Below are 24,627 nucleotides of genomic sequence, written 5' to 3'. Positions count from 1 at the left end.
TACGTACTAAAATTGCGTCTCTCATAAGCGACTATGATCCATATCAACTTTAGGAGTAAGACCCTTTGCTACTATTATTGCGTGCTATAATTATTCCAACATATAAGAGAGTGTTAGTATGAAAGCTGACAGCCCTTTTAATTTATTATCACCTGCTGATATGGCAAAAGTTGCCGATGATGCATGTTGTTATAAAGCAAACAAACATATCCCAACAACTTACTTATCTGCTTTTACTGCGGGAATGTTTATTTCAATTGCGTTTGTTTTTTATATTACAGCGACTACAGGCACCGCATCTGTTCCATTTGGTCTCGCTAAACTCGTTGGAGGAATTTGTTTCTCTTTAGGCTTAATGCTCGTGGTTGTTTGTGGTGCAGACTTATTCACTTCAACTGTACTCACCATTATTCCTAAAGCGACAGGACGTATTTCTTGGGCTAAGATGTTCGCTAATTGGATAAATGTCTATATTGGTAACTTTATTGGCGCCCTGTTCTTTGTTGCCTTAATGTGGTTTGCAGGTCAATATGCAGCAGCTAATGGGTTATGGGGTCTGAATGTATTACAAACTGCACAGCATAAAGTTGAGCACACCTTTATTGAAGCAGTTTGTTTAGGTATTTTAGCTAATTTAATGGTTTGTCTTGCAGTTTGGATGAGTTATGCAGGTCGAACTTTAATTGATAAACTCTTTGCACTTATTTTACCTATCGGTATGTTTGTGGCGAGTGGCTTTGAGCACAGTATCGCTAACATGTTTCTTATTCCTTTAGGTATTGTAATTAAGAATTTTGCACCGGCAGAATTCTGGACTACAGTAGGTGCATCACCAGAACAATTTTCAAATCTAACAGTATCAAATTTCCTCGTTGATAATTTATTGCCAGTCACTATCGGTAATATTATCGGCGGAGCAGTCCTAGTCGGTCTGGTATACTGGTTAATGCATCTGCGCGGCGATAAACATTAATCCGTGCAGTTATGACTGATTTCTTAAGTTCCATTGTAAAAAGGTAGAAGTATCATGTCTGATTTAAATGAAAAATTTGCTGAAGCATGGAAAGGTTTTTCTGAAGGTGAATGGCAGAACAATGTTAATGTTCGTGACTTTATTCAAAAAAACTATACTCCATATGAAGGCGACGAATCTTTCCTAGCAGGTTCCACTAAAGCAACTGATACACTTTGGGAACAAGTTATGGAAGGCATCAAAATTGAAAACCGCACTCATGCGCCGGTTGATTTTGATACTTCTGTTGCTTCAACTATCACTTCACACGATGCGGGTTATATCGAAAAAGATTTAGAACAAATCGTCGGTTTACAGACTGATGCACCTCTAAAACGTGCAATCATCCCATTCGGTGGGATCCGTATGGTTGAAAGTTCTTGCCACGCTTATAACCGTGAGCTAGATCCAGAGCTGAAAAAAATCTTTACTGAATATCGTAAAACACACAACCAAGGTGTATTCGATGTTTATACTCCAGACATCTTAAAATGCCGTAAATCAGGTATCTTAACTGGTCTGCCAGATGCTTATGGTCGTGGCCGTATCATCGGTGACTACCGTCGTGTTGCACTGTACGGTATTGAGTTCCTACGTAAAGACAAATTCGCTCAATTCACCTCTTTACAAGAAAAACTGGAAAAAGGTGAAGATCTGGAAATGACTATCCAACTGCGTGAAGAAATCGCAGAGCAGCACGCTGCATTAGGTCAAATCCAAGAAATGGCTGCGAAATATGGTTGTGATATTTCTCGCCCAGCTCAAAATGCGAAAGAAGCAGTACAATGGACTTACTTCGGTTACTTAGCCGCTGTTAAATCTCAAAACGGCGCAGCAATGTCCTTCGGTCGTGTATCTACTTTCTTAGATATCTATATCCAACGTGATCTCGATGCAGGTCTGTTGACTGAAGAACAAGCTCAGGAATTAATTGACCACTTAGTCATGAAATTACGTATGGTTCGTTTCTTACGTACTCCTGAGTATGATGAATTATTCTCTGGTGACCCAATCTGGGCAACAGAATCATTAGGTGGTATGGGTTTAGATGGTCGTACTTTGGTAACTAAGAATACTTTCCGTTTCTTAAATACCCTGTACACCATGGGTCCTTCACCAGAACCAAACATGACTATCCTATGGTCAGAACAACTGCCTATTAATTTCAAAAAATATGCAGCTAAAGTCTCAATCGATACTTCTTCAATCCAGTACGAAAATGATGACTTAATGCGTCCTGACTTCAACAGTGATGACTATGCAATTGCATGTTGTGTTAGCCCAATGGTTGTGGGTAAACAAATGCAGTTCTTCGGTGCTCGTGCAAACTTAGCTAAAACCTTACTGTATACCATCAATGGTGGTGTGGATGAGAAACTGAAAATCCAAGTAGGTCCAAAACACGCACCTATCATGGACGAAGTGTTAGACTTTGATACTGTGATGAACCGTATGGATCAATTTATGGATTGGTTAGCAACTCAGTATGTTACTGCACTGAATGTTATCCACTACATGCACGATAAATACAGCTATGAAGCAGCACTGATGGCACTTCATGACCGTGATGTATACCGTACTATGGCTTGTGGTATCGCAGGTCTATCTGTTGCGGCTGACTCACTGTCTGCTATCAAATATGCAAAAGTATCACCAATCCGTGATGAAAACGGTTTAGCCGTAGACTTCAACATTGAAGGTGAATACCCACAATTTGGTAACAACGACTCTCGTGTTGATGATATCGCTTGTGACTTAGTTGAACGTTTCATGAAGAAAATTCAGAAACTGCACACTTACCGTAACGCAGTGCCAACTCAGTCAATTCTGACCATCACTTCAAACGTTGTGTATGGTAAGAAAACAGGTAACACTCCAGACGGTCGTCGTGCTGGCGCACCATTCGGACCAGGTGCTAACCCAATGCATGGCCGTGACCAAAAAGGTGCAGTTGCTTCATTAACTTCAGTTGCTAAACTGCCATTTGCTTACGCGAAAGATGGTATTTCTTATACCTTCTCTATCGTACCTAACGCGTTAGGTAAAGATGATGATGTTCGTAAAGCAAACCTTGCAGGTCTGATGGATGGTTACTTCCATCATGAAGCGGATATCGAAGGTGGCCAACATCTGAATGTTAACGTAATGAATCGTGAAATGCTGTTAGAAGCAATGGAAGATCCTGAGAAATATCCTCAATTAACTATCCGTGTTTCTGGTTATGCAGTCCGTTTCAACTCATTAACTAAAGAGCAGCAACAAGACGTTATCACTCGTACATTCACTCAAACAATGTAATTTGATAACTCATGCATTTATTTACTGAGAAAGTAGATAAAATCGCTTAGAATAAAGGCCCCTACTTTGGGGCCTTTTTATCTAGACAGTTTTGGAGTAACCCTGTTATGTCCGTACTTGGTCGTATCCACTCATTTGAATCCTGCGGTACTGTTGACGGTCCCGGAATACGCTTTATTGTTTTCTTCCAAGGATGCCTAATGAGATGCCTCTATTGTCACAACCGTGACACATGGGATACTCATGGTGGGCAAATCGTCACAGTTGATGAATTAATGAAAGAGGCAGTGACTTATCGTCACTTTATGAATGCCTCTGGTGGTGGCGTTACAGCTTCTGGTGGTGAAGCTATCTTACAAGCAGAATTTGTACGTGATTGGTTCCGTGCTTGTAAAAAAGAAAATATCCATACCTGCTTAGATACTAACGGTTTTGTACGCCGTTATGATCCTGTCATCGATGAATTAATGGACGTGACTGATTTAGTCATGCTGGATTTAAAACAAGTGAATGATGACATTCACCAAAAACTGGTTGGTGTTTCTAACCAACGTACACTGGAATTCGCCCGCTATTTAGCTAAACGAGGCCAAAAAACCTGGATACGTTACGTAGTTGTGCCCGGTTGGTCTGATGATGATGATTCTGCTCATCGTTTAGGCGAATTTATAAAAGATATGAAAAATATCGAAAAAGTCGAGCTTCTCCCTTACCACGAATTAGGTAAACATAAATGGGTTGCTTTAGGAGAAGAGTATAAACTCGATGGTATTCATCCACCGTCAAAAGAGACGATGGAAAATGTTAAAGCAATTATTGCATCTTATGGTCATAAAGTGATGTATTAAGCTTTTATACACCCCCATTTTAAAAAGCAGTGCACAATGTACTGCTTTTTTTATGTAAAACTGCCATCAAGTTTTCCCCTCCCTGCGGCATGTTCTTTTGAGAAAGCGCCAGCCACTAAATTAAAAAATATTGTTTTCCATACCTCAAATAAAGATATTTTTAATAACGACCATTGCAGTTAATTATGACAATATAAAATTGTTACTCATTCTAATGGTCATTTAGAAGTTTCTAAGATTATCCTTAAGCATTCTTTAGTTTAATAGTATTGATTAATTACAAAATAAAAAGATATGATATGAATTATAAAAAGTTATATTTATAAACAATTAATTATTTTTAAGGCAGAGAAAAAAATGGAACAAGATAATAGTTCATCGCTTACGGAGCCAGAAGAGGTGTTTACGCCAGTTCCTCTACAAAGAGGTGCTTCAGGGGCAACCGAGTGGTTAGGTATTGGCTGGGATTTAGTTAAAGAGCGCTTTTTTATGTGGGTAGGCGCTGTAATTATTTACTTTCTTGTTAACTTAATTATCTCATCTATCCTTGGATTTATCCCACTTATTGGGCCGATTATCTCCCCGTTTATTTCAGCTGTATTAGTTGCCGGGCTTATGATGATAGCCCATCAGCAATATGAGACTGGTCAGCTAAATCTGGATAATTTATTTTCTGGTTTCCAGAACAAACGCTACCTTAGCATCATGGGTGCTTATGGTATTAGTGTGCTTATTATCTTAGCAGGCTTTATTTTAGCACTATTAATCAGTGGTTCATTATTGATGGAAGTTGCTCAAGCCGCTCTTAATGATGCACCAACCTACTATATTCAAGGCTTATTGGCTGATAACCTGACACCAATTACGTTTTCTTCTATCATTATTATCATTTTTAGCTTAATCAGTACTGCCTCTTATTGGTTTGCCCCTGCCTTAATTTTAGTAAATGACTATAAAGCTATCCCTGCCGTTAAAGCCAGTTTTATGGCGGTTAAAAACAACTTATTTGGTGGCTTTCTATTCTTTGTGCTGTTAAGCATCATTATTGGCTTGAGTATTATCCCATTTGGATTAGGCTTATTTATCACTATTCCACTCTCTTTTACTGCAATGTATGGATCATATCGCCATATTTTCTATCAGAAAAATATGGGTAATATGACTAATAACCATACTGATAACAATGACAATAATGGTGATGGTGGGAATAAAGTTTCTTTAAATAAAACCGCAGAATCGAATATCGGTAAATTAGTCAGTTAAATATTTTGTCATTTGGGATAACCTAAAAACAGCCACCTAATTAATGGATGGCTGTTTTTTTATTAATATAACTTAGCTGGCAAATGGGTTTTTATTATCATAAGATTGATTAAATAATACATCAGAATTTAAGTAATGATAAATTTCGTCAACGATTTCTATCCCCTCTTTTTCGCTTCGCTGCGCTGCAAGCTGACTATTTTCCCCAGGATATAATACATGTTCAAAACCGACTGCAGGCTTAATACTCTTTAACTCAGCCATTACTTGAGAAATGTGTTTTTTAAATAAATCAGCATCAGTGAAAAAGGCTGGATTAATCACAATGTGGAGCTGACCTAATTCACGACCTTGTGTCAAATCATGATACATAGAGCTAACATGTTTACCAAAAGGTAATCCTAATAAAATGCCAGACAATACATCAACCATCATCATCAAGCCATACCCTTTTGGTCCCGCAATAGGTAATAAACCTTTTACTGCAAAGGGATCACAGGTTGGTTTGCCCGCTTCATCTACCGCCCATGTGTCAGGAATGTCACTATGTTTAGCCCGCGCATCGAGAATTTTACCCCATGCCTGCACCGTCGTCGCCATATCAAAGGTAATAGGTTTATCATCTGCACTCGGGGCTGAAAAAGCGATAGGATTAGTGCCATAATAAACTTCAGATCCACCAAATGGCACTACCATAGGATCCGATTGGCAAAGTGAAATACCAATCATTCCAGATGCAGAGGCTTGTTCTACAAAGTAGGATAATGCCCCACTATGACCAATACGTCTAACCCCAACAACAGCAATGCCTTTCTCTTGTGCCATATTAATCGCGTGCTCCATGGCCTGCTTAGCAGCAACATGTCCAGCACCATTATCACCATCAAAAATCGCACTACAAGGTCCTGTCTCTTGATAAGTAAACTTAGGATGCGTATTTGTTCCTCCCTTACTAATGCGCTCAGCATAATATTCCACACGTACAGCACCATGGGAATGAATTCCTTTCACATCAGCATGAACTAATACATCGGCAACAATGTCTGCATGGTTTTCATTCAGTCCTGCATTATGTAACTTATTTTTGATTAATTGGTGTAACTGCTGTTTAGAAATTATCATACAATAGGCTCTTTAGTAGGGTTCTAAATAAATAGAAACGTCATAAGATAATTGAAATTAACTTGAGCGATAATTTTAATGTAGCAGTATAGAGATGATCTGCTGTGATCAGTTTAACCAATAGCGAATTGCATTATATTTTTATTTAATCTCACTTATTTTAGTAAGAATTTTTTAATAATCATCTGTTTTTTCTGCACCTGATAACTGTTATTAAATAATATTAAGAGCAATAAAACGCTCTTTTATTAAAAAAATCATCAGTAAAAAACTACCTGCTATTATTTATTAATAATGTCACCCTTCATCTGTATTAAAGAGAAAAAATGATATGTTTCTTTTGATCATTTAAGTCCATTTAGGTAGTCTGTAATAACAATTATTATTTGTGGAATAAAGAATGATAAATAAAGAAATGTTAAAGAACCTAAAGTATTTTGAAAAAACACCATTGATTCATCATATTAATTATTCCCTAACTGAAGATGCTAAAAAAAATATACTAAACGGCTGGTTACCTGCATGTATGGAAGATAAATGGCTTTCATATAGTATAGAAAACTGTGTCTATGTTCATCGCAGTTGGAGTGGCCATTTAATGTATAAATTCACTATTGATAATAACACCATTGATTTTATAGAAATTGCAATGGACGATTTTGTTGATATGACAAATGAAAGAAAAATAGAAGTATTCTTCTCTTTGTTGCCTTACTTATCTCAACCTCATTGAAGTATTAGATACTGAAGCTAGTATATAGCCAGAATATAAAACATTAATAAAATTATACTCAGGTTAAAAGGTTAATAGAAATTACCACCACTAGTCTTTTGATGCTCTTTATACCATTAAAAACCCCCCTGTTTAATAGGGGGTTTTAATATTATAACCACTGAGTAATTAGGTTTTTATTAACCAATATACTCAAGGCCATTCATATAAGGACGTAAAACTTCTGGAATTTCAATACGACCATCAGCGGTTTGATAGTTTTCCATAATGGCGACTAAAGTACGCCCTACAGCTAAACCTGAACCATTTAAAGTGTGCACAAGTTGAGTTTTCTTGTCACCTTTAGCACGGAAACGTGCTTGCATACGGCGTGCTTGGAAATCCCAGCAGTTAGAGCATGAAGAAATTTCACGGTAGGTATTTTGTGCCGGTACCCACACTTCTAAGTCATAGGTTTTACGTGCACCAAAGCCCATATCACCTGTACAAAGTACCACTTTACGGTAAGGCAGATTGAGCAATTGCAACACTTTCTCTGCATGGCCAGTTAGCTCTTCTAATGCATCCATTGATTTTTCAGGATGTACAATTTGTACTAACTCTACTTTATCAAATTGGTGCATACGGATCAGACCACGTGTATCACGGCCATAAGAGCCCGCTTCTGAGCGGAAACATGGCGTATGTGCAGTCATTCGCAATGGTAGTTCGTCTTCTTCGAGAATAACGTCTCTAACCATATTGGTAACAGGTACTTCTGCTGTTGGGATCAGCGCATATTGGCTTTCAGACTCTTCTTCAAGTGGTTTGGTATGGAATAAATCACCACTGAATTTAGGTAACTGTCCTGTGCCATATAAAGTGGCATGGTTAACTAAATAAGGCACATACATTTCTTGATAGCCATGTTGTTCTGTATGCAAGTTCAGCATGAACTGGGCGATCGCGCGATGTAAACGTGCAATTTGACCTTTCATCACAACAAAACGTGAACCGGTGATTTTCACGGCAGATGGGAAATCTAAACCATCTGTAAGTTCACCTAGAGTAACGTGATCTTTTAATTCAAAGTCATAAGTCTTTGGTTCACCCCAACGAAATACTTCAACGTTCTCGCTGTCATCTTTACCATTAGGCACAGAGTCATGAGGCAGATTCGGTAAAGTTAACGCATAGTCACGAATGTCGGCTTGCAGTTTATCTAATTCCGCTTTTGCCGCTTCAAGTTTTTCACCTAATTGGTTAACTTCCTGACGAAGTGGCTCAATATCTTCACCACGCGCTTTAGCAGCACCAATAGACTTCGATCGGGAATTACGTTCTGCTTGCAGGGATTCTGTTTCAACCTGTAACACCTTACGGCGTTCTTCTTGTTGACGAATTTTTTCCACATCGAGGGTAAACCCCCTGCGAGCCAGTTTTTCGGCGACCGCGTCTAGCTCATTACGCAGTAGATTTGGATCGAGCATGCTTATCCTGTGCTTATTGATAGATTAATAAAAACCTTATCTCCTATCATTCTCTTGTTTACCTATCGCGAAGATACCTGAGATAAGGGGTAGTTAAAAAAATTACTAATGATTGAATAACCTTACCGCATCTTTACAATTTGCGATAGCGTTTTGTCACACTATTTTGATCTTGCTGAGAAAGCCAGTCTAATTTCTCAGCAAGCTTGATCTCTAACCCTCGATTAACAGGGTGATAATAACGCGTTTGTGCCATTTCAGCCGGAAAATAGACCTCTCCTGCCGCATAAGCATTAGGTTCATCATGAGCATAGCGATACTCTGCACCTAAGCCCATCTCTTTCATTAATTGCGTTGGCGCGTTACGTAAATGTGCAGGTACATCATAATCAGGTTTACTTTTCGCATCTGCCAGTGCGGCTTTATAAGCGGTATACACGGCATTACTTTTCGGCGCACAAGCAAGATAAACAATCGCTTGTGCTATCGCACGTTCACCTTCTGCAGGGCCTACCCGCGTAAAGCAATCCCATGCAGCGATGGCAACTTGCATAGCACGCGGATCTGCATTACCGACATCTTCTGAAGCAATAGCCAGTAAGCGACGAGCAACATACAGTGGATCTCCCCCCGCAGTGATGATACGAGCATACCAATAAAGTGCTGCATCAGGTGCCGAGCCACGTACTGATTTATGCAAAGCAGAGATAAGATCGTAAAATCGATCACCTTTATTATCAAAACGGGCGCTACGTTCACCACTAATTTCTTTTAGTAATTCCGCTGTTAGTGTTCGTTTGCCTTGGCTATCGACTTCTGCCATATCAGCCATCATTTCAAGCAGGTTGAGTGAACGGCGCGCATCGCCATTGACTAATTCAGCAATCATTTTGCGTGTATTATCAGGTAAAATAATATTACGCCCACCTAATCCACGTTCAGTATCATCTAATGCTTGCTGTAATACCTGTTCAATGTCTGTTTCTGTCAATGAGCGTAGCAGGTAAACTCGTGCACGTGATAGCAGTGCCGAATTTAATTCAAAAGAAGGGTTTTCCGTTGTTGCACCAATAAAAGTGATAGTGCCATCTTCAATATGTGGCAAAAAAGCGTCTTGTTGGCTTTTATTAAAACGATGAACTTCATCAACAAATAGGATGGTTCTACGCCCCGCATTTCTATTTTGGTGCGCTATGTCAATGGCGGCCCTGATCTCTTTGATCCCTGACGTCACCGCAGAAAGTCTTTCTATATCCGCTTGGGCATAGCGCCCGATAATTTCAGCTAATGTGGTTTTTCCTGTACCCGGAGGTCCCCATAAGATCATTGAATGCAATTGGCCTGCTTTTATCGCCCGTGGTAGCGGTTTACCTTCAGCGAGTAGATGCTTCTGCCCAATATACTGTTCTAATGTTTCAGGCCGCATTCTCGCGGCCAGAGGTTGAAATTCATTTTGTGAAAAGTCGAGTGATAAATTACTCAAAATAGCCTCACTAGCGTTGGTCATCCACCGTCACACCCGCGGGTGGTGTAAAGCGGAACGCTGATGCATCAATGGGGGCGACCTTTTGTGCCGTTAATTGGTATTGGCTGACTTGCCCATCTTGCTCTGTAGCCGCAAATTGTTGGATTTGACCATTAGGTGAAACGGTAATAGAAAAGTGCTTTAAATTGTTCTCTGTTTTAGGGGTTAATTCAAAGCGATCACCATTTTGCTTAACATCGTAATTTTGCCATTCTTTACTATCATTACGCGCAATCAACATAAAAGGGGTATTCGTTGTGGCACTCTCTAACCAAGTTGCCGTCACTTGTTCGACAAATGGGTTATAAAACCACAATGTTTTACCATCAGAAATTAGTGTGCTCTCATCCGGTGCCGTCATTTGCCAATTAAACAGATCAGGACGCTGTACTTTTAAATGTCCTTCCCCTTTTTGAATTAACGCACCTTCGTTACTGGTCACCGTTTGACTAAAGTTAGCCTGAAAGCTATTCACTTTATTAAGACGTTGTTGTAAGTCTTGACGAGCATCCGCCCAAGCGGCTTGGCTACCAAACAACGCGATAGCACAGACTGTGAGTAATACTTTTTTCATTCAACACGCCTCTGACTGAGATTACGCCGACATCATGTCGGCGTATAAGTTATAGTGATATTTATTAGATTATCATGCTGATTTAAGCGCTGATAACTCTGTTTTCAAGATATTACATTTCTGCTGGCGGTGGTGATAATACATCACGCGTATTATTGTGATTAGGTGCACTGACAATACCCTGCATCTCCATCTGCTCAACAATTCTAGCTGCACGGTTATAGCCTATTCTAAATTGACGCTGTACACCGGAAATGGAGACTCGCTGTTTTTCAACCACAAATTCTACGGCCTGATCAAATAGCGGATCAAGCTCTTCACCATCATCATAACCACCACCATTGCCACCTTCGCCTTCTTCACCACATTTGGTAATGGCTTCAATATATTGAGGTCGGCCACGTGCTTTCCAGTCTGTTGCAACCGCATGTACTTCATCATCGCTGACAAATGCACCATGTACACGCTCTGGCATATAGCCATTAGGGGCATAAAGCATATCACCCATACCTAACAAGGATTCGGCACCACCTTGGTCTAAAATAGTGCGCGAGTCGATTTTACTCGATACGGTAAATGCGATGCGACTTGGAATATTCGCTTTAATTAAACCAGTAATAATATCCACTGAAGGGCGCTGAGTGGCTAATACTAAGTGAATTCCCGCCGCACGTGCTTTCTGTGCTAAGCGAGCAATTAATTCTTCCACTTTTTTACCCGCGGTCATCATTAGATCAGCAAACTCATCGACGATGACCACAATATAAGGCTCTTTTTCTAACATAGGCAACTCAGGTGCCATGCTGTCAGAAGGTTTCCATAGTGGATCTGGAATTGGACGCCCCATGGCTTCCGCTTCTTTAATTTTTTCGTTATAGCCCGCAAGGTTACGTACCCCTAATGCGGACATTAATTTATAACGGCGTTCCATTTCTGCGACACTCCAGCGCAAAGCACTCGCAGCATCTTTCATATCTGTGACCACTTCGGTTAACAGATGCGGAATACCTTCATAAACCGATAATTCCAACATTTTCGGGTCAATCATAATAAAGCGTACATCTTCTGGCTTCGCTTTATAGAGAATGCTGATGATCATCGCATTCACCCCAACAGATTTACCCGAACCTGTAGTACCAGCAACCAGTAAGTGAGGCATTTTAGCCAAGTTAGCAACCACAGGTTGCCCACCGATATCTTTCCCTAATACCACAGTTAATGGTGAACGACTGTCACGGAATGCATCACTATCTAATAGTTCACGCATATAGACGGTTTGGCGTTTTTTGTTTGGTAACTCAAGCCCAACATAAGGTTTGCCCGGTATAACTTCAACAATACGCACTGCCGTCGTGGAAAGTGAACGTGCTAAGTCGCGGGATAGATTTGAAATACGTGCAGCTTTTACACCAGGCGCTAGCTCTAGCTCAAAACGGGTGATCACCGGGCCCGGTGAAATACCAACCACTTTTGCTTTAACACGGTAGTCATTTAAACGCGCTTCAATTAACTTACCAATACGCTCAAGCTCAAACATATCAACAGGTTCATCATCCATAGGAGGAGAGGTTAATAAGTCAAGTGATGGCATTGGTGTTGTCGGTTTTTGTAACGGCCTATCATTGCGCATTAATAACGGATGAATTAATGACTGTTGCTGTTGCTGTTGCTGTTGCTGTTGCTGTTGCTGTTGCTGTTGCTGTTGCTGTTGCTGTTGCTGTTGCTGTTGCTGTTGCTGTTGCTGTGCAAAATGTTGAGCCATCTGTGCTTGAGGCTCAATAGGTGTTTGCCCTACAGAAGATACAGAAGATACTGGCTCTGCAGGGGTTACCATCGGCGTAAAAACAGGCTCTGCAGGCTCTTCATCTAACAAATCATCCACCGGTGATAACGAGCCTAATGCATCAAGATTTTCTTGTAACTCGATAGTCGGTGTGTATTCCTCTTCTTCATCATCACGAGGTGATACTTGTAAGAATGCATCACTGTTAGGATAAAGAGTGCTGTTATCAGTCTGTTGAGTAACAGGGGTAGATTGAGACGCAAAAGAGTGCTGAATATGGGGATGATACCCTTGTGCCGAGGCTGACGTCTCGGATGCTCCAGTCGTGACTGATGGCAATACCTCGTCATCTTCATCCTGTAAAACATCCTCACCGTAACGTTCTTGCAGTTGTTGCTTAAACTGCTCAGCGAGGTGTTGTTCATACTCATCACTCTCCTCTTCTGTTTCTTGCGCAGAAAAGGTATGGGTATCAATGAAAGGTTGATTATCAGACTCGTCATACTCGTCATAGGTTGACTGCGAGCTAGATGTCGCTGATGACATCGTGATGGTTGGCTCAACATTTTGTGTTGCTGATGTATCCTCACCATAGCGCTCACGTTGTTGCTCAAGAAATTGCTGACGTAACGATTGTTCGAAATTAGCCTGCTCTTGTATATCCGCTAAATCGTCTTCATGATCTTGTTGAAGCGCTTCTTCACGGCGGCGTAATTCCGCCTCACGTTGTGATGGGATACGAATACCATAAAGCTCTCGACGCGTTGGTAATCGTACCGGATTTGGTCGAGGTAATTCAGGCCCTAATCCTTGTTTAACTTGTGCACCGTGACTGACTATTGTTGCTGTTGCCACACTGGCAACACCGGCGGCTGTTTGAGTTAATGAAGCTGAATTGCTATCTGTTGATGTAGCTGATGTAGCAGATGGCGTAAATAATGATGCACTATGGTCGCTATTATCCGCCGCTGTTTTTTGCGAGACAATTGGCGCTTCGTTTGTCTCAATAGGTTTGTTTTCCGTCAATGGCATGGTTGTCGGTACTTCTTCTGTCACGACACCATTGTCTGCCATAGAATCAGAGGAATGCGCTTGTTGCTTAAGAAATGCCGATGGTATTTCAAAGCGATAGTGTTCAGGTTCAGGCTCAGTGACTGGGCTAGCGTCATGAGTAGCCATAATGGATGGCGGTGTTACTTCTGCATCATGGGTTGTGGCATGCGTCGGTTGTTGATTATCAACAATATGCTCTGCCCGCTCTTTGCTCTCGTGCGCCTCAGCGATAACTGTCTCTGTGGCTGAAATCGTTGGGGTTGCAGATCCGCTAGCAACTTCTGAAGTTTCAGTTATATCATCATGTTGTGGCGTGATCGCCATTTCTTGCTGACGCGCTAACTCAAGGGCGGAAGGTGCAGAAAAGAGAATATCATCACTATCTGGTTCTATTTGCGCAGAAAGTTGATGTTCTGGCTGTGTGTTGTTATCCACCAGCACCTCGGGATCTGCCTGAATAGGATCGGCGGGTTCTTCATAATCATCATAGTCAATATCTTTTTGACCACGATTAGTAATAAAAGCAACCGCACCTAAGATAACCGCACCAATCTTTTCGGTAATCGTCAGCCATGACCAGCCAGTAAATAGCGTAAAGCCTATCGCCCATACTGATAGTAGCGCCAGTGTTGCACCTAGCATATTAAACCAAGGTAGCAATGCCTTGCTAAATAAGCTACCAATCACCCCACCAGAGCTAAAATTGTAGATATCATCAAAATTAAGATCAGCTAACGCACAAGATGTAAGAACCAGAGCCAAGGCACCAATTGTACGTAATGCAAGGGAGAAAAAATCTGTGTATTCACGATTTTTTTGATGACGTAATGCATTCCAGCAACCAAATACCACCACAATAGGGATTGCATAAGCGAGCAAGCCAAATGCTGAAAAAAGGATATCAGCAAGCCATGCACCAATATTGCCACCTAAGTTTTGAATAGGTTCATTCCACGTGGTTTGTGACCAACTTGGATCGGCTGGATGGAAGCTCAGTAAAGAAATCATTAAAAAGATAGCACCAATGCCTATCAAAATAAGAAGGGCTTCCCAAATACGACGGCGGTTACTTATCTTCGTAAAACGAATATTTTTATCTTCTGTATATTCCTGGCTCAAAGAGGGCTCTCCAGGTTTCACTTAAGGTTTAAACGGAACAACGCTGAGATAACCCAGCGTTGAAACTGTATACATAAACAGGAGTGTACCTAACTTTATCCTGTTTTGCACTAACCTATTAGCAGGCTTAGCGTGTTTTAATCACTAGGCGATTGCTTTGTTTTACTTCTTCCATCACCACATAAGTGCGGGTGTCGTTTACACCAGGAAGACGTAATAGCGTTTCGCCTAATAATTTACGATAAGCAGACATATCAGGTACACGAGTTTTCAACAGATAGTCAAAGTCACCAGAAACTAAATGACATTCTTGGATCTCTTCAAGTTTTTGAACAGCCATATTAAATTGTTCAAAGACATCTGGCGCACCACGGTTTAATGTGATTTCCACAAATACCAACAGAGATGCATCTAGGTAATGGGGGTTTAATAGCGCAGTATAACCAGAAATAAATCCTTGGCGTTCTAATCGGCGTACACGCTCTAAACATGGAGTTGGTGATAAACCAACGCGTTTAGACAGCTCAACGTTTGAGATACGACCATCTTTTTGAAGCTCATTTAGAATATTCCGGTCTATTCTATCAAGATCTTTACCCGGACGTTTTTTATTATCAATCATCTCTATACTCTCTTTCTCTTTTTCTCTTACTTTATTTTCCTATACCCATACCTGTACACCTTCAGCATCATATTGAGACCTCGGTATCAAACGGTCAGAGCAAACTACCAATCTATTTTTATTTAATGCCGGATAAAACAATCATTTTATCCAAATTCTTATCTATTCATCTTGCAAAAGCACTATCCTATGCCCTGTCTGTCTAAAAATAATACCTATTACGTCTGAGGATAATTATCTTTTACAGTCATGTTTTCGCAAATGTACAGCGGATTGTCAAAGCAAATGAGCAAAAATCAGAACAAGGCGCTATGTTATTGTCTATATATGCAAGATAAACAGCAATTGTAAAGCAAAATGTTTCAGGTTAATTCGATGATGTTAACGCAATATAACTCTATAATTATTAAACTATATTACTATTAACTATTGCTAAAATAGTTAAAATATTATCGCTATTTCCCTTTCTTGGCTTTTTTTAACGTCTTATTTCTCCTACAATCGCTCAATTCGCATCAAGCCTAATCAAAGATGAGGTATCCATGAGCACCATCAAACATAGCAAACTTATTATTTTAGGTTCAGGTCCTGCCGGCTATACTGCAGCAGTTTATGCAGCACGAGCTAACCTAGAACCCGTGCTGATTACGGGTGTTGAAAAAGGAGGACAGCTCACTACCACAACTGAAGTTGAAAACTGGCCTGGCGACCCTGAAGGATTAACTGGTCCTGGTTTAATGGATCGCATGTTTCAGCACGCTGAAAAATTTAATACCGAGATTATCTCTGACCATATCAACAAAGTCGATCTGAAAAACCGACCTTTCCGCCTATTTGGTGATGAACAAGAATATACTTGTGATGCCTTGATCATTGCAACAGGGGCATCAGCACGTTATATCGGTTTACCTTCTGAAGAAGCATTTAAAGGCCGTGGTGTTTCTGCCTGTGCAACCTGTGATGGCTTTTTCTATCGTAACCAGAAAGTTGCTGTTGTCGGTGGCGGTAATACTGCCGTAGAAGAAGCACTGTATTTAGCAAATATCGCCTCAGAAGTGCATCTAATCCACCGCCGCGATTCATTCCGCTCTGAAAAAATCTTAATTGACCGTTTAATGGACAAAGTTAAGAATGGCAATATCATTTTGCATACCGATCGTACCTTAGATGAAGTGTTAGGTGATGATATGGGTGTCACTAAAGTGCGCTTAAAAGATACGAAAAGTGATAAAACCGAAGAGCTAGAGGTCATGGGCGTCTTTATTGCTATTGGTCATAGCCCTAACACGTCAATTTTTGAAGATCAATTAGCCTTAGATAACGGTTACATTAAAGTTCAATCCGGTACGCAAGGCAATGCTACCCAAACATCTATTGAAGGTGTTTTTGCCGCAGGTGATGTAATGGATCATATTTATCGTCAAGCCATTACCTCAGCTGGTACAGGTTGTATGGCTGCTTTAGATGCAGAACGTTACTTAGACGCACTAAAATCTAACTAAAATCCTCACTTCCTTTCAAGGCGCTATTTCAGTAGCGCCTTTTACCATGTAACATACTAGCTTGGTCGTTAAAGAGTAATTATTATTCTTGGCGTTTTTGATACTTTGTATCTCACCTGCAGATTTGAATCTTTTCTCATGGATAAAACTAAACAAAATGAATTGGTTCGATGGCTGAAACAGCAAAGTGCTCCAGCCCGCCGTTGGTTACGGCTATCAATGATTTTAGGGGTAGTCAGTGGTTTATTAATTATTGCGCAAGCATGGTTATTAGCCATTCTACTACAAGCGTTCATTATGGATGGGCTAAGTCGTGATACACATACGACTACTTTCCTTATCCTTATCAGCATCTTTATTTTACGCGCTGTCGTGATGGCGATACGCGAACGTGTAGGCTATCGCTGTGGTATGGCGGTCAGACAGCAAATTCGCAAAATAGTACTTGATAGACTTGAAGCGCTAGGCCCTGTATGGGTCAAAGGCAAGCCCGCAGGAAGTTGGGCAACGATTATTCTAGAACAAATAGAAGATATGCAAGATTACTATGCGCGTTATCTACCGCAAATGTATCTCGCCTCTATTGTACCTTTGCTTATTCTTATTACCATTTTTCCTATTAATTGGGCCGCAGGATTAATTCTTTTTGTCACAGCCCCTCTTATTCCTTTATTTATGGCGTTAGTTGGCTTAGGCGCAGCAGATGCTAACCGGCGTAATTTTCTTGCCTTAGGTCGCTTAAGTGGCAACTTCCTTGATAGATTACGTGGTTTGGATACATTGCGCCTATTCAACCGTGGTGATGCAGAAGTAAAACAGATAACGGATGCAACGGAAGACTTTCGTAAGCGAACCATGGAAGTGCTACGTATGGCATTTCTCTCTTCTGGCGTATTAGAATTCTTTACCGCCGTATCCATTGCGGTCGTCGCGGTCTATTTTGGTTTTTCCTATCTTGGAGAATTGAGCTTTGGTGATTATGGGTTAGGCGTGACGTTATTTTCTGGTTTTTTAGCCCTGATCCTTGCCCCTGAGTTTTTCCAACCATTACGCGACTTAGGCACCTATTATCATGCTAAAGCACAGGCGGTAGGTGCAGCTGGCTCTTTGGTTGAGTTTTTAGAAGCCGAAGGTGAACAGCCCCAACCTACGGGTAATCAAACTATTAATACCGACCAAGGTATTGAAATAGTTGCCCAGCAATTAGAAATTTTGTCACATCAAGGAGCCAAACTGGCAGGCCCTCTTAACTTTACCATTCATCCCAAACAGCGTATTGCGCTGGTCGGGCAAAGTGGCGCAGGTAAGAGCTCATTACTTAATGTATTGTTAGGTTTTTTACCTTATCGTGGCTCATTAACCGTCAATGGTGTTGAGTTAACTCAACTCTCTCCACAGGCATGGCGCCAATATATCAGCTGGGTGGGACAAAACCCTAACTTACCAGAGCAAACCCTGCTGGATAATATTCGTTTAAGTGATCCGAACGCCAGTGAAGCGAAGATAAATCAAGCTATTGAAAAAGCTTATGTAAGTGATTTTATTAACGAATTACCGGATGGTTTAAACACCATTATTGGTGATAATGCTGCCCGTCTTTCTGTTGGTCAAGCCCAACGTATTGCGGTAGCTCGCGCCCTTTTATCACCTTGTCACTTTTTATTATTAGATGAGCCAGCAGCAAGTTTAGACTCTCACAGTGAACAGCGCGTTATGCAAGCGCTTAATGAAGCTTCATTACATCAAACGACGCTGTTGATTACCCACTTATTAGAAGAAACGATGGAATATGATCAGATTTGGGTAATGGAAAAAGGGCAAATCATTGAAACTGGGACTTATCAGTCACTCAGTCAACAACATGGTGCCTTTGCTCGTCTTCTTGCTCATCGTAAAGAGGAACTTTGATCATGAGAGTACTGCTTCCTTTTCTCGCGTTATACCGTCGTCACTGGTTTATGCTGTTACTGGGTATTTTGTTGGCAATTTTAACATTATTAGCCAGTATTGGCCTTTTAACACTTTCTGGCTGGTTCTTAGCGGGCACGTCATTAGCGGGTTTTGCGGGCATTTATAGTTTTAACTATATGTTACCCGCCGCTGGGGTACGAGGTGCGGCAATATTTCGTACTGCGGGGCGTTATTTTGAGCGTCTTGTCAGTCATGATGCCACCTTTCGTGTACTCTCACACTTGCGTGTTTTCACTTTTAAGAAAATTTTACCGCTCTCTCCTGGGGGGATCGCCCGTTTTCGTCAAGGTGAATTACTTAACCGTTTAGTGGCTGATGTTGAAACCTTAGATCACCTTTATATTCGGGTGATCTCACCGATAATTGCCGCCTTTGTGGTTATCATGACCATTATGTTTGGGCTTGGGCTTATTGATGCTCGCTTAGCAAATACGCTAGGTGGTATTATGCTCACCCTGCTGGTGGTATTACCTTTTGTATTTTATTATGCCGGAAAGCCCATTGGTCGTGATCTCACAGATCTAAGAGGGCAATATCGCACCGTACTCACCAGTATGTTACAAGGGCAAGCTGAATTAACAATTTTTGGCGCCCTTCCTCGCTTTAGACAAAATTTAGCGCAACTTGAAGCACGCTGGCTGCGCCGTCAAGCACAACAAGCTAACTTAACTGGTTTATCTCAATCGCTAATGATTTTGGCCTCGGGATTAACCGCCACACTGATTTTATGGTTAGCTGCCGATGGTATTGATGCCCACTTTATGCCAGAAGCACTCATCGCTCTCTTTACTTTCTGTGCATTAGCGGCATTTGAATCGCTCGGCCCGGTGACTGTCGCATTTCAACATTTAGGGCAAGTCATGACATCGGCTACGCGTATTACGCATTTAATTGAGCAACAACCCGATGTCACCTTCCCAGCCCAAGGGGGAGAGATAAAACCGAGCGCCTCATTAACACTACGGGATGTCTGCTTTACCTATCCTAATCAACCCATGCCTGTGATCAATCATGTTGATCTCACCATTGAAGCAGGACAACATGTGGCATTACTGGGTAAAACGGGTTGTGGTAAATCAACACTCTTACAATTAGTCAATCGCGCGTTCGACCCCTCTCAGGGCGTGATCACATTAAATCATTTATCTCTTGCTGATTATGATGAAGCGACATTACGTTCAATGATGTCTGTTGTACCTCAACGTGTGCATGTTTTTAGCCATACTTTAAGAGAGAACTTAATTATGGCAAAAGAAGATGCGACAGATGAAGAGCTTACTCATGTTCTACGCCAAGTTGGTCTTGAACAACTGGTCGAAAATGATGAAGGTTTAAATGCATGGATGGGTGATGGTGGAAGACAGCTTTCTGGAGGCGAACAACGACGTTTAGGGCTGGCAAGAGCCATACTCCATAATGCACCACTAATTTTACTTGATGAGCCAACAGAAGGTCTTGATGCAGATACAGAGCAACAGATCCTCGCGCTATTACAGCAACATTGCCAAGGAAAAGCGGTATTAATGATCACCCACCGACTTTCTGGGCTAGATAAAATGGATAAAATTTGTGTGATGGATGGCGGTCATATTGTCGAAACCGGCACGCATCGTCAGTTATTACAACAGCAAGGTCAGTATGCTAAATTTCATCAAAGACAAGCATTGTTAATGCCACATGATGAGGCGTAATATGCCGTTGTTTCAATTAGATGAACACGATGTGACTTTTCCTGCCCCCCATTTGGCTTTAAAAGAGCCAAGTGGGTTATTGGCAATTGGCGGCGATATTTCCCCTGCTCGTTTGAAAGAGGCTTATCAAACGGGGATTTTCCCTTGGTATACACCCCATGAAACGCCGTTATGGTGGTCACCCGATCCCCGAGCTGTCTTACCCGCAGGAACATTGCATATTGGTCGTACGTTACGTAAGTTTTTACGCCAAGCGCCTTATACCATCACCTTAAATCAGGCATTCTCTGATGTCATTGAGGCCTGTAGTGTACGTAATGAGGGAACTTGGATAGGCCCTGATATAAAAACCGGCTATCGGGCATTGCACCAACAAGGAGAAGCCCATTCTGTAGAAGTTTGGGAGGGCGACGAATTGGTCGGTGGTTTATATGGGGTTAACGTTGGTGCCGTTTTCTGCGGTGAATCAATGTTTAGTCGTCGAAATAATGCTTCTAAATGTGCCTTTGTTGCTTTTTATAACCATTTTCTGCGTTATGGGGGTCAACTATTTGATTGCCAAGTGTTAAACTCTCATACGGCAGCATTAGGTGCGATAGAAATTGCCAGAGATCGCTATTTAGAGGCGCTATCTCGTTGGAAAAAGGTGATTATTGATAAAAAGTGTTGGTATCAGCAATCGTTGGAATTATAATCACCACTCGTTTTTGTAAAGCCCATCAGATTTTAAATAGAATTTCACTGCTGTGGTCTATACAAAAATTCATCTTGCACATCCAAAGTGTGGTTTGGATGTTGTTATTTTATTGCAATAAATACCGCACAATAAAGAATTATGACTTGTGTTATTAACCTTGTTTTTCAGCAACTAAAACACAAGTAACGGTAAGGAATATTAACTTGTTAGCAAAGCAAACATCTTTGTTAACCAATAACATTCCTTTACATAGGACAATATTTTCGGCATTATCTTGCCGTTTAAAAAATATGGTTATTAAAACTTAGAGGATTAGATGGCCAAAGAAGACAACATTGAAATGCAAGGCACTGTACTGGATACTCTGCCAAACACGATGTTCCGTGTAGAATTAGAAAACGGACACGTCGTTACCGCTCATATTTCAGGAAAAATGCGTAAAAACTATATTCGTATCCTGACAGGCGACAAGGTTACCGTTGAGCTGACCCCATATGACCTGAGCAAAGGCCGTATCATCTTCCGTAGCCGTTGATCCCAATCCATTCTCTCCCGCAATATCATCATTTCGGGTGAAAAAAAACACCACAGGCAAAGCATGAATTGATGCTGACCTGTGGTGTCTGCTTTTTAGCCTAAGATAAACCGCTATTATTAAATAACGGTATCTTCTTTTTTAGCCAATTTTTCTTGGCTAGTAAATTGGTACTGTAATTTATTTTCTTGGTCATTTAAGGTCACAGAAACCGATCCGCCATTAACTAACGAGCCAAACAGAATTTCATTGGCTAATGGTTTTTTCAGATTTTCTTGAATTACGCGCGCCATAGGTCTTGCTCCCATTGCTTTATCGTAACCTTTATCACTTAGCCATTGGCGAGCTTCTTGACTTACCTCTAGCGATACCCCTTTATCATCCAATTGAGCTTGTAACTCGACAATAAATTTATCAACCACCATAGCAATAATATCGGCTGATAGCGCATTAAACCAAATAATGCCATCCAAACGGTTACGAAACTCTGGGGAAAACGCTTTTTTGATTTCAACCATGGCATCAGTGCTATGATCTTGTTCAGTAAACCCTATCGATTTACGTTGCGTTTCATGAACACCCGCATTGGTTGTCATCACCAAAATCACATTACGAAAATCAGCTTTACGGCCATTATTATCAGTAAGTGTTCCGTTATCCATCACTTGTAGCAGAATGTTAAACACATCGGGATGTGCTTTTTCAATCTCATCAAGTAACACTACAGAATAAGGGTTTTTAATCACCGCATCTGTGAGTAATCCACCTTGATCAAAACCAACATAACCAGGAGGTGCCCCAATTAAACGGCTTACCGTATGTCGTTCCATATATTCAGACATATCAAAGCGCAGTAGCTTAATATTAAGCGCTTTCGCCAACTGGACCGTTACTTCTGTTTTACCCACCCCAGTTGGTCCGGCAAATAAGAAAGAGCCAACCGGCTTATTCTCTTGCCCTAAACCTGCTCGGCTCATTTTGATAGATTCAGCCAAGGCATGAATAGCTTGATCTTGACCGAACACCAACATTTTTAATTGGTTATCCAGATTTTTTAGCATTGACTTATCACTGCTAGAAACCGTTTTTTCTGGAATACGGGCAATTTTTGCTACTACCGATTCAATATCAGAGACATTAATCGTCTTTTTACGTTTACTTGGTGCAATTAAACGGGTTTTCGCACCGGCTTCATCAATAACATCAATGGCTTTATCAGGAAGGTGTCTATCAGTAATGTATTTAACCGATAAATCAACAGCTGCCTGAATGGCCTTATTGGTATAACGCACATCGTGATGTGCTTCATACTTCTGACGCAATCCCTTAATAATTAATACAGTTTCATCTGCCGAAGGCTCAATTACATCAATTTTTTGGAAACGACGAGCCAAGGCGCGATCTTTTTCAAAGATCTGACTAAATTCTTGATAAGTGGTTGAACCAATCACACGAATACGACCACTTGATAATAGTGGTTTAATTAAGTTAGCGGCATCAACTTGCCCACCAGAGGCGGCACCAGCACCAATGATGGTATGAATTTCATCGATAAATAAGATACTTTTTTCATCTTTTTCAAGTGTTTTCAATAATGCTTTAAAGCGTTTTTCGAAATCACCACGATATTTGGTGCCTGCTAATAAAGATCCAATATCAAGGGAATAGAGCGTACAGCCTTTCATCACATCAGGCACATCATTTTGTTCAATACGCCATGCTAGCCCTTCTGCAATTGCCGTTTTACCGACACCCGATTCACCGACCAGTAATGGATTATTTTTACGTCGACGACATAAGACTTGTATCGTTCTTTCTAATTCCGCTTGACGGCCGATAAGTGGATCAATTTTACCCTGACGCGCCAACTGGTTTAAGTTAGTGGTAAAATTATCCATGCGATCATCGCCTTGTGGCATCTCTTGTTGAGATTGTGCATTTATATCGCCCATATCAGACTGATCATCACTGTTTTGTTGATCATCTTTTAAAATGCCATGAGAGATAAAATTAACCACATCAAGACGGCTAACATCATGTTTACGTAGTAGATAAGCGGCGTGAGACTCTTGCTCACTAAAAATCGCCACTAGCACATTGGCACCGGAAACTTCATTTTTACCTGAAGATTGCACATGGAACACAGCACGTTGTAATACACGTTGGAAACTCAAGGTTGGCTGTGTTTCTCTATCGACATGCTCGGGTAAAATAGGTGTCGTTTTACGAATAAAGATTTCAAGCTCTTCGCGTAAGACTGCTAAATCGACTTTACAAGCTTCCAATGCTTCACGCGCCGATTTGTTACTTAATAGCGCCAGCAACAGGTGCTCTACAGTCATAAATTCGTGTCTGTTATCACGGGCTTTCGCGAATGCAATGTTAAGACTAAGCTCTAATTCGTGATTAAGCATAAGCACCTCCTCCTTAAAAGACTCACCGGACTACGCTTTTTCCAGTGTACACAAAAGTGGATGGCCATTTTCTCTGGCGTATTGATTCACTTGTGCAACTTTAGTTTCAGCGATATCCGCACTATAGACACCACACACTCCCTTCCCTTTATGATGAACGTCCAACATAATTTGTGTGGCTTTTTCTTCGTTAAGAAAAAAATACATTGTTAATACTTCTACAACAAAATCCATGGGGGTGTAATCATCATTATTCAAGATCACCTTATACATCGCAGGTGGCTCATTTAACTGAGAGACCTTCTCCCCTAGTGTAGTTTCTGTTAAAAAATCAAACTGACCCATTGTTATGTGTTACTCATTGGTTTGTTAAACGTCACGACTCACTATGACATT

Annotated in this window: 18 protein-coding genes; 10 read left to right on the top strand and 8 right to left on the bottom strand. The window is 40.9% G+C overall.

Annotated elements, in window-relative coordinates; all coding sequences use genetic code 11:
• Window positions 1-118: 118 nt before the first annotated feature.
• The 4 genes from focA to HMPREF0693_RS07380 all read left to right on the top strand — a co-directional run bounded on the left by focA (window position 119) and on the right by HMPREF0693_RS07380 (window position 5,421).
• Entirely contained in the window at window positions 119-973 is an 855-nt protein-coding gene (gene focA / locus HMPREF0693_RS07395; RefSeq protein ID WP_004244577.1) for a formate transporter FocA, read from the top strand.
• Window positions 974-1,027: 54 nt separating this feature from the next.
• On the top strand, window positions 1,028-3,310 hold the full coding sequence (gene pflB / locus HMPREF0693_RS07390; protein ID WP_004244576.1) for a formate C-acetyltransferase: 2,283 nt from the start codon (window positions 1,028-1,030) through the stop codon (window positions 3,308-3,310).
• 107 nt (window positions 3,311-3,417) lie between these two features.
• The gene (gene pflA / locus HMPREF0693_RS07385; protein ID WP_004244575.1) at window positions 3,418-4,158 is read left to right on the top strand and encodes a pyruvate formate lyase 1-activating protein; all 741 of its coding nucleotides are present in this window, start codon (window positions 3,418-3,420) and stop codon (window positions 4,156-4,158) included.
• Between the two features lie 357 nt (window positions 4,159-4,515).
• On the top strand, window positions 4,516-5,421 hold the full coding sequence (locus tag HMPREF0693_RS07380; RefSeq protein WP_004244574.1) for a BPSS1780 family membrane protein: 906 nt from the start codon (window positions 4,516-4,518) through the stop codon (window positions 5,419-5,421).
• Between the two features lie 72 nt (window positions 5,422-5,493).
• Here HMPREF0693_RS07380 and allD read toward each other — a convergent pair whose 3' ends face one another.
• Window positions 5,494-6,543, bottom strand: a complete 1,050-nt coding sequence (gene allD, locus HMPREF0693_RS07375; protein WP_004244573.1) for an ureidoglycolate dehydrogenase — start codon at window positions 6,541-6,543, stop codon at window positions 5,494-5,496.
• A gap of 400 nt (window positions 6,544-6,943) precedes the next feature.
• Between allD and HMPREF0693_RS07370 the strand changes: the two genes are divergently transcribed.
• On the top strand, window positions 6,944-7,276 hold the full coding sequence (locus HMPREF0693_RS07370) for a hypothetical protein (protein WP_004244572.1): 333 nt from the start codon (window positions 6,944-6,946) through the stop codon (window positions 7,274-7,276).
• Between the two features lie 179 nt (window positions 7,277-7,455).
• Here the strand turns inward: HMPREF0693_RS07370 and serS are convergent, their stop codons facing one another.
• The 5 genes from serS to lrp form a co-directional block, all read right to left on the bottom strand.
• Entirely contained in the window at window positions 7,456-8,745 is a 1,290-nt protein-coding gene (gene serS / locus HMPREF0693_RS07365; protein WP_004244571.1) for a serine--tRNA ligase, read from the bottom strand.
• A gap of 133 nt (window positions 8,746-8,878) precedes the next feature.
• Window positions 8,879-10,228, bottom strand: coding sequence for a replication-associated recombination protein A (locus HMPREF0693_RS07360; protein WP_012367706.1), 1,350 nt, complete (start codon window positions 10,226-10,228; stop codon window positions 8,879-8,881).
• 10 nt (window positions 10,229-10,238) lie between these two features.
• Window positions 10,239-10,844: an outer membrane lipoprotein periplasmic chaperone LolA gene (lolA, locus tag HMPREF0693_RS07355; protein ID WP_004244569.1), complete on the bottom strand. Its 606-nt coding sequence runs from the start codon at window positions 10,842-10,844 to the stop codon at window positions 10,239-10,241.
• Between the two features lie 112 nt (window positions 10,845-10,956).
• Window positions 10,957-14,799: a DNA translocase FtsK gene (locus HMPREF0693_RS07350; RefSeq protein ID WP_036932270.1), complete on the bottom strand. Its 3,843-nt coding sequence runs from the start codon at window positions 14,797-14,799 to the stop codon at window positions 10,957-10,959.
• 127 nt (window positions 14,800-14,926) lie between these two features.
• Window positions 14,927-15,421, bottom strand: a complete 495-nt coding sequence (lrp, locus tag HMPREF0693_RS07345; RefSeq protein WP_004244566.1) for a leucine-responsive transcriptional regulator Lrp — start codon at window positions 15,419-15,421, stop codon at window positions 14,927-14,929.
• Window positions 15,422-15,963: 542 nt separating this feature from the next.
• On the opposite strand from lrp, the gene trxB reads away from it, so the two are divergent.
• The 5 genes from trxB to infA all read left to right on the top strand — a co-directional run bounded on the left by trxB (window position 15,964) and on the right by infA (window position 21,817).
• On the top strand, window positions 15,964-16,923 hold the full coding sequence (gene trxB, locus HMPREF0693_RS07340; protein WP_004244564.1) for a thioredoxin-disulfide reductase: 960 nt from the start codon (window positions 15,964-15,966) through the stop codon (window positions 16,921-16,923).
• 138 nt (window positions 16,924-17,061) lie between these two features.
• The gene (cydD, locus tag HMPREF0693_RS07335; protein ID WP_004244563.1) at window positions 17,062-18,831 is read left to right on the top strand and encodes a heme ABC transporter permease/ATP-binding protein CydD; all 1,770 of its coding nucleotides are present in this window, start codon (window positions 17,062-17,064) and stop codon (window positions 18,829-18,831) included.
• 2 nt (window positions 18,832-18,833) lie between these two features.
• Window positions 18,834-20,585 (top strand): heme ABC transporter ATP-binding protein/permease CydC, encoded by a 1,752-nt coding sequence (cydC, locus tag HMPREF0693_RS07330; RefSeq protein ID WP_004244562.1) that lies wholly within the window; start codon window positions 18,834-18,836, stop codon window positions 20,583-20,585.
• Window position 20,586: 1 nt separating this feature from the next.
• Window positions 20,587-21,279 (top strand): leucyl/phenylalanyl-tRNA--protein transferase, encoded by a 693-nt coding sequence (aat, locus tag HMPREF0693_RS07325; RefSeq protein ID WP_036932268.1) that lies wholly within the window; start codon window positions 20,587-20,589, stop codon window positions 21,277-21,279.
• 319 nt (window positions 21,280-21,598) lie between these two features.
• On the top strand, window positions 21,599-21,817 hold the full coding sequence (gene infA / locus HMPREF0693_RS07320) for a translation initiation factor IF-1 (RefSeq protein ID WP_004244560.1): 219 nt from the start codon (window positions 21,599-21,601) through the stop codon (window positions 21,815-21,817).
• 119 nt (window positions 21,818-21,936) lie between these two features.
• Here infA and clpA read toward each other — a convergent pair whose 3' ends face one another.
• Together clpA and clpS are read right to left on the bottom strand one after the other, a co-directional pair.
• Window positions 21,937-24,231 (bottom strand): ATP-dependent Clp protease ATP-binding subunit ClpA, encoded by a 2,295-nt coding sequence (gene clpA / locus HMPREF0693_RS07315; protein WP_004244559.1) that lies wholly within the window; start codon window positions 24,229-24,231, stop codon window positions 21,937-21,939.
• Between the two features lie 30 nt (window positions 24,232-24,261).
• Window positions 24,262-24,576, bottom strand: coding sequence for an ATP-dependent Clp protease adapter ClpS (gene clpS, locus HMPREF0693_RS07310; RefSeq protein WP_004244558.1), 315 nt, complete (start codon window positions 24,574-24,576; stop codon window positions 24,262-24,264).
• Between the last annotated feature and the right edge of the window lie 51 nt (window positions 24,577-24,627).

The organism is Proteus mirabilis ATCC 29906 (genome assembly GCF_000160755.1).
GTDB lineage: Bacteria > Pseudomonadota > Gammaproteobacteria > Enterobacterales > Enterobacteriaceae > Proteus > Proteus mirabilis.
Note: the sequence above shows the minus strand (reverse complement) of the source record. Positions and strands in the feature narration are given on the sequence as shown.

Coding starts and splice junctions, on each gene's coding strand:
- aat (WP_036932268.1), top strand. CDS start 20,587: ATGCCGTTGTTTCAATTAGATGAACACGATGTGACTTTTCCTGCCCCC.
- trxB (WP_004244564.1), top strand. CDS start 15,964: ATGAGCACCATCAAACATAGCAAACTTATTATTTTAGGTTCAGGTCCT.
- pflA (WP_004244575.1), top strand. CDS start 3,418: ATGTCCGTACTTGGTCGTATCCACTCATTTGAATCCTGCGGTACTGTT.
- lolA (WP_004244569.1), bottom strand. CDS start 10,844: ATGAAAAAAGTATTACTCACAGTCTGTGCTATCGCGTTGTTTGGTAGC.
- HMPREF0693_RS07380 (WP_004244574.1), top strand. CDS start 4,516: ATGGAACAAGATAATAGTTCATCGCTTACGGAGCCAGAAGAGGTGTTT.
- clpA (WP_004244559.1), bottom strand. CDS start 24,231: ATGCTTAATCACGAATTAGAGCTTAGTCTTAACATTGCATTCGCGAAA.
- infA (WP_004244560.1), top strand. CDS start 21,599: ATGGCCAAAGAAGACAACATTGAAATGCAAGGCACTGTACTGGATACT.
- clpS (WP_004244558.1), bottom strand. CDS start 24,576: ATGGGTCAGTTTGATTTTTTAACAGAAACTACACTAGGGGAGAAGGTC.
- allD (WP_004244573.1), bottom strand. CDS start 6,543: ATGATAATTTCTAAACAGCAGTTACACCAATTAATCAAAAATAAGTTA.
- lrp (WP_004244566.1), bottom strand. CDS start 15,421: ATGATTGATAATAAAAAACGTCCGGGTAAAGATCTTGATAGAATAGAC.
- serS (WP_004244571.1), bottom strand. CDS start 8,745: ATGCTCGATCCAAATCTACTGCGTAATGAGCTAGACGCGGTCGCCGAA.
- cydC (WP_004244562.1), top strand. CDS start 18,834: ATGAGAGTACTGCTTCCTTTTCTCGCGTTATACCGTCGTCACTGGTTT.
- focA (WP_004244577.1), top strand. CDS start 119: ATGAAAGCTGACAGCCCTTTTAATTTATTATCACCTGCTGATATGGCA.
- pflB (WP_004244576.1), top strand. CDS start 1,028: ATGTCTGATTTAAATGAAAAATTTGCTGAAGCATGGAAAGGTTTTTCT.
- HMPREF0693_RS07370 (WP_004244572.1), top strand. CDS start 6,944: ATGATAAATAAAGAAATGTTAAAGAACCTAAAGTATTTTGAAAAAACA.
- cydD (WP_004244563.1), top strand. CDS start 17,062: ATGGATAAAACTAAACAAAATGAATTGGTTCGATGGCTGAAACAGCAA.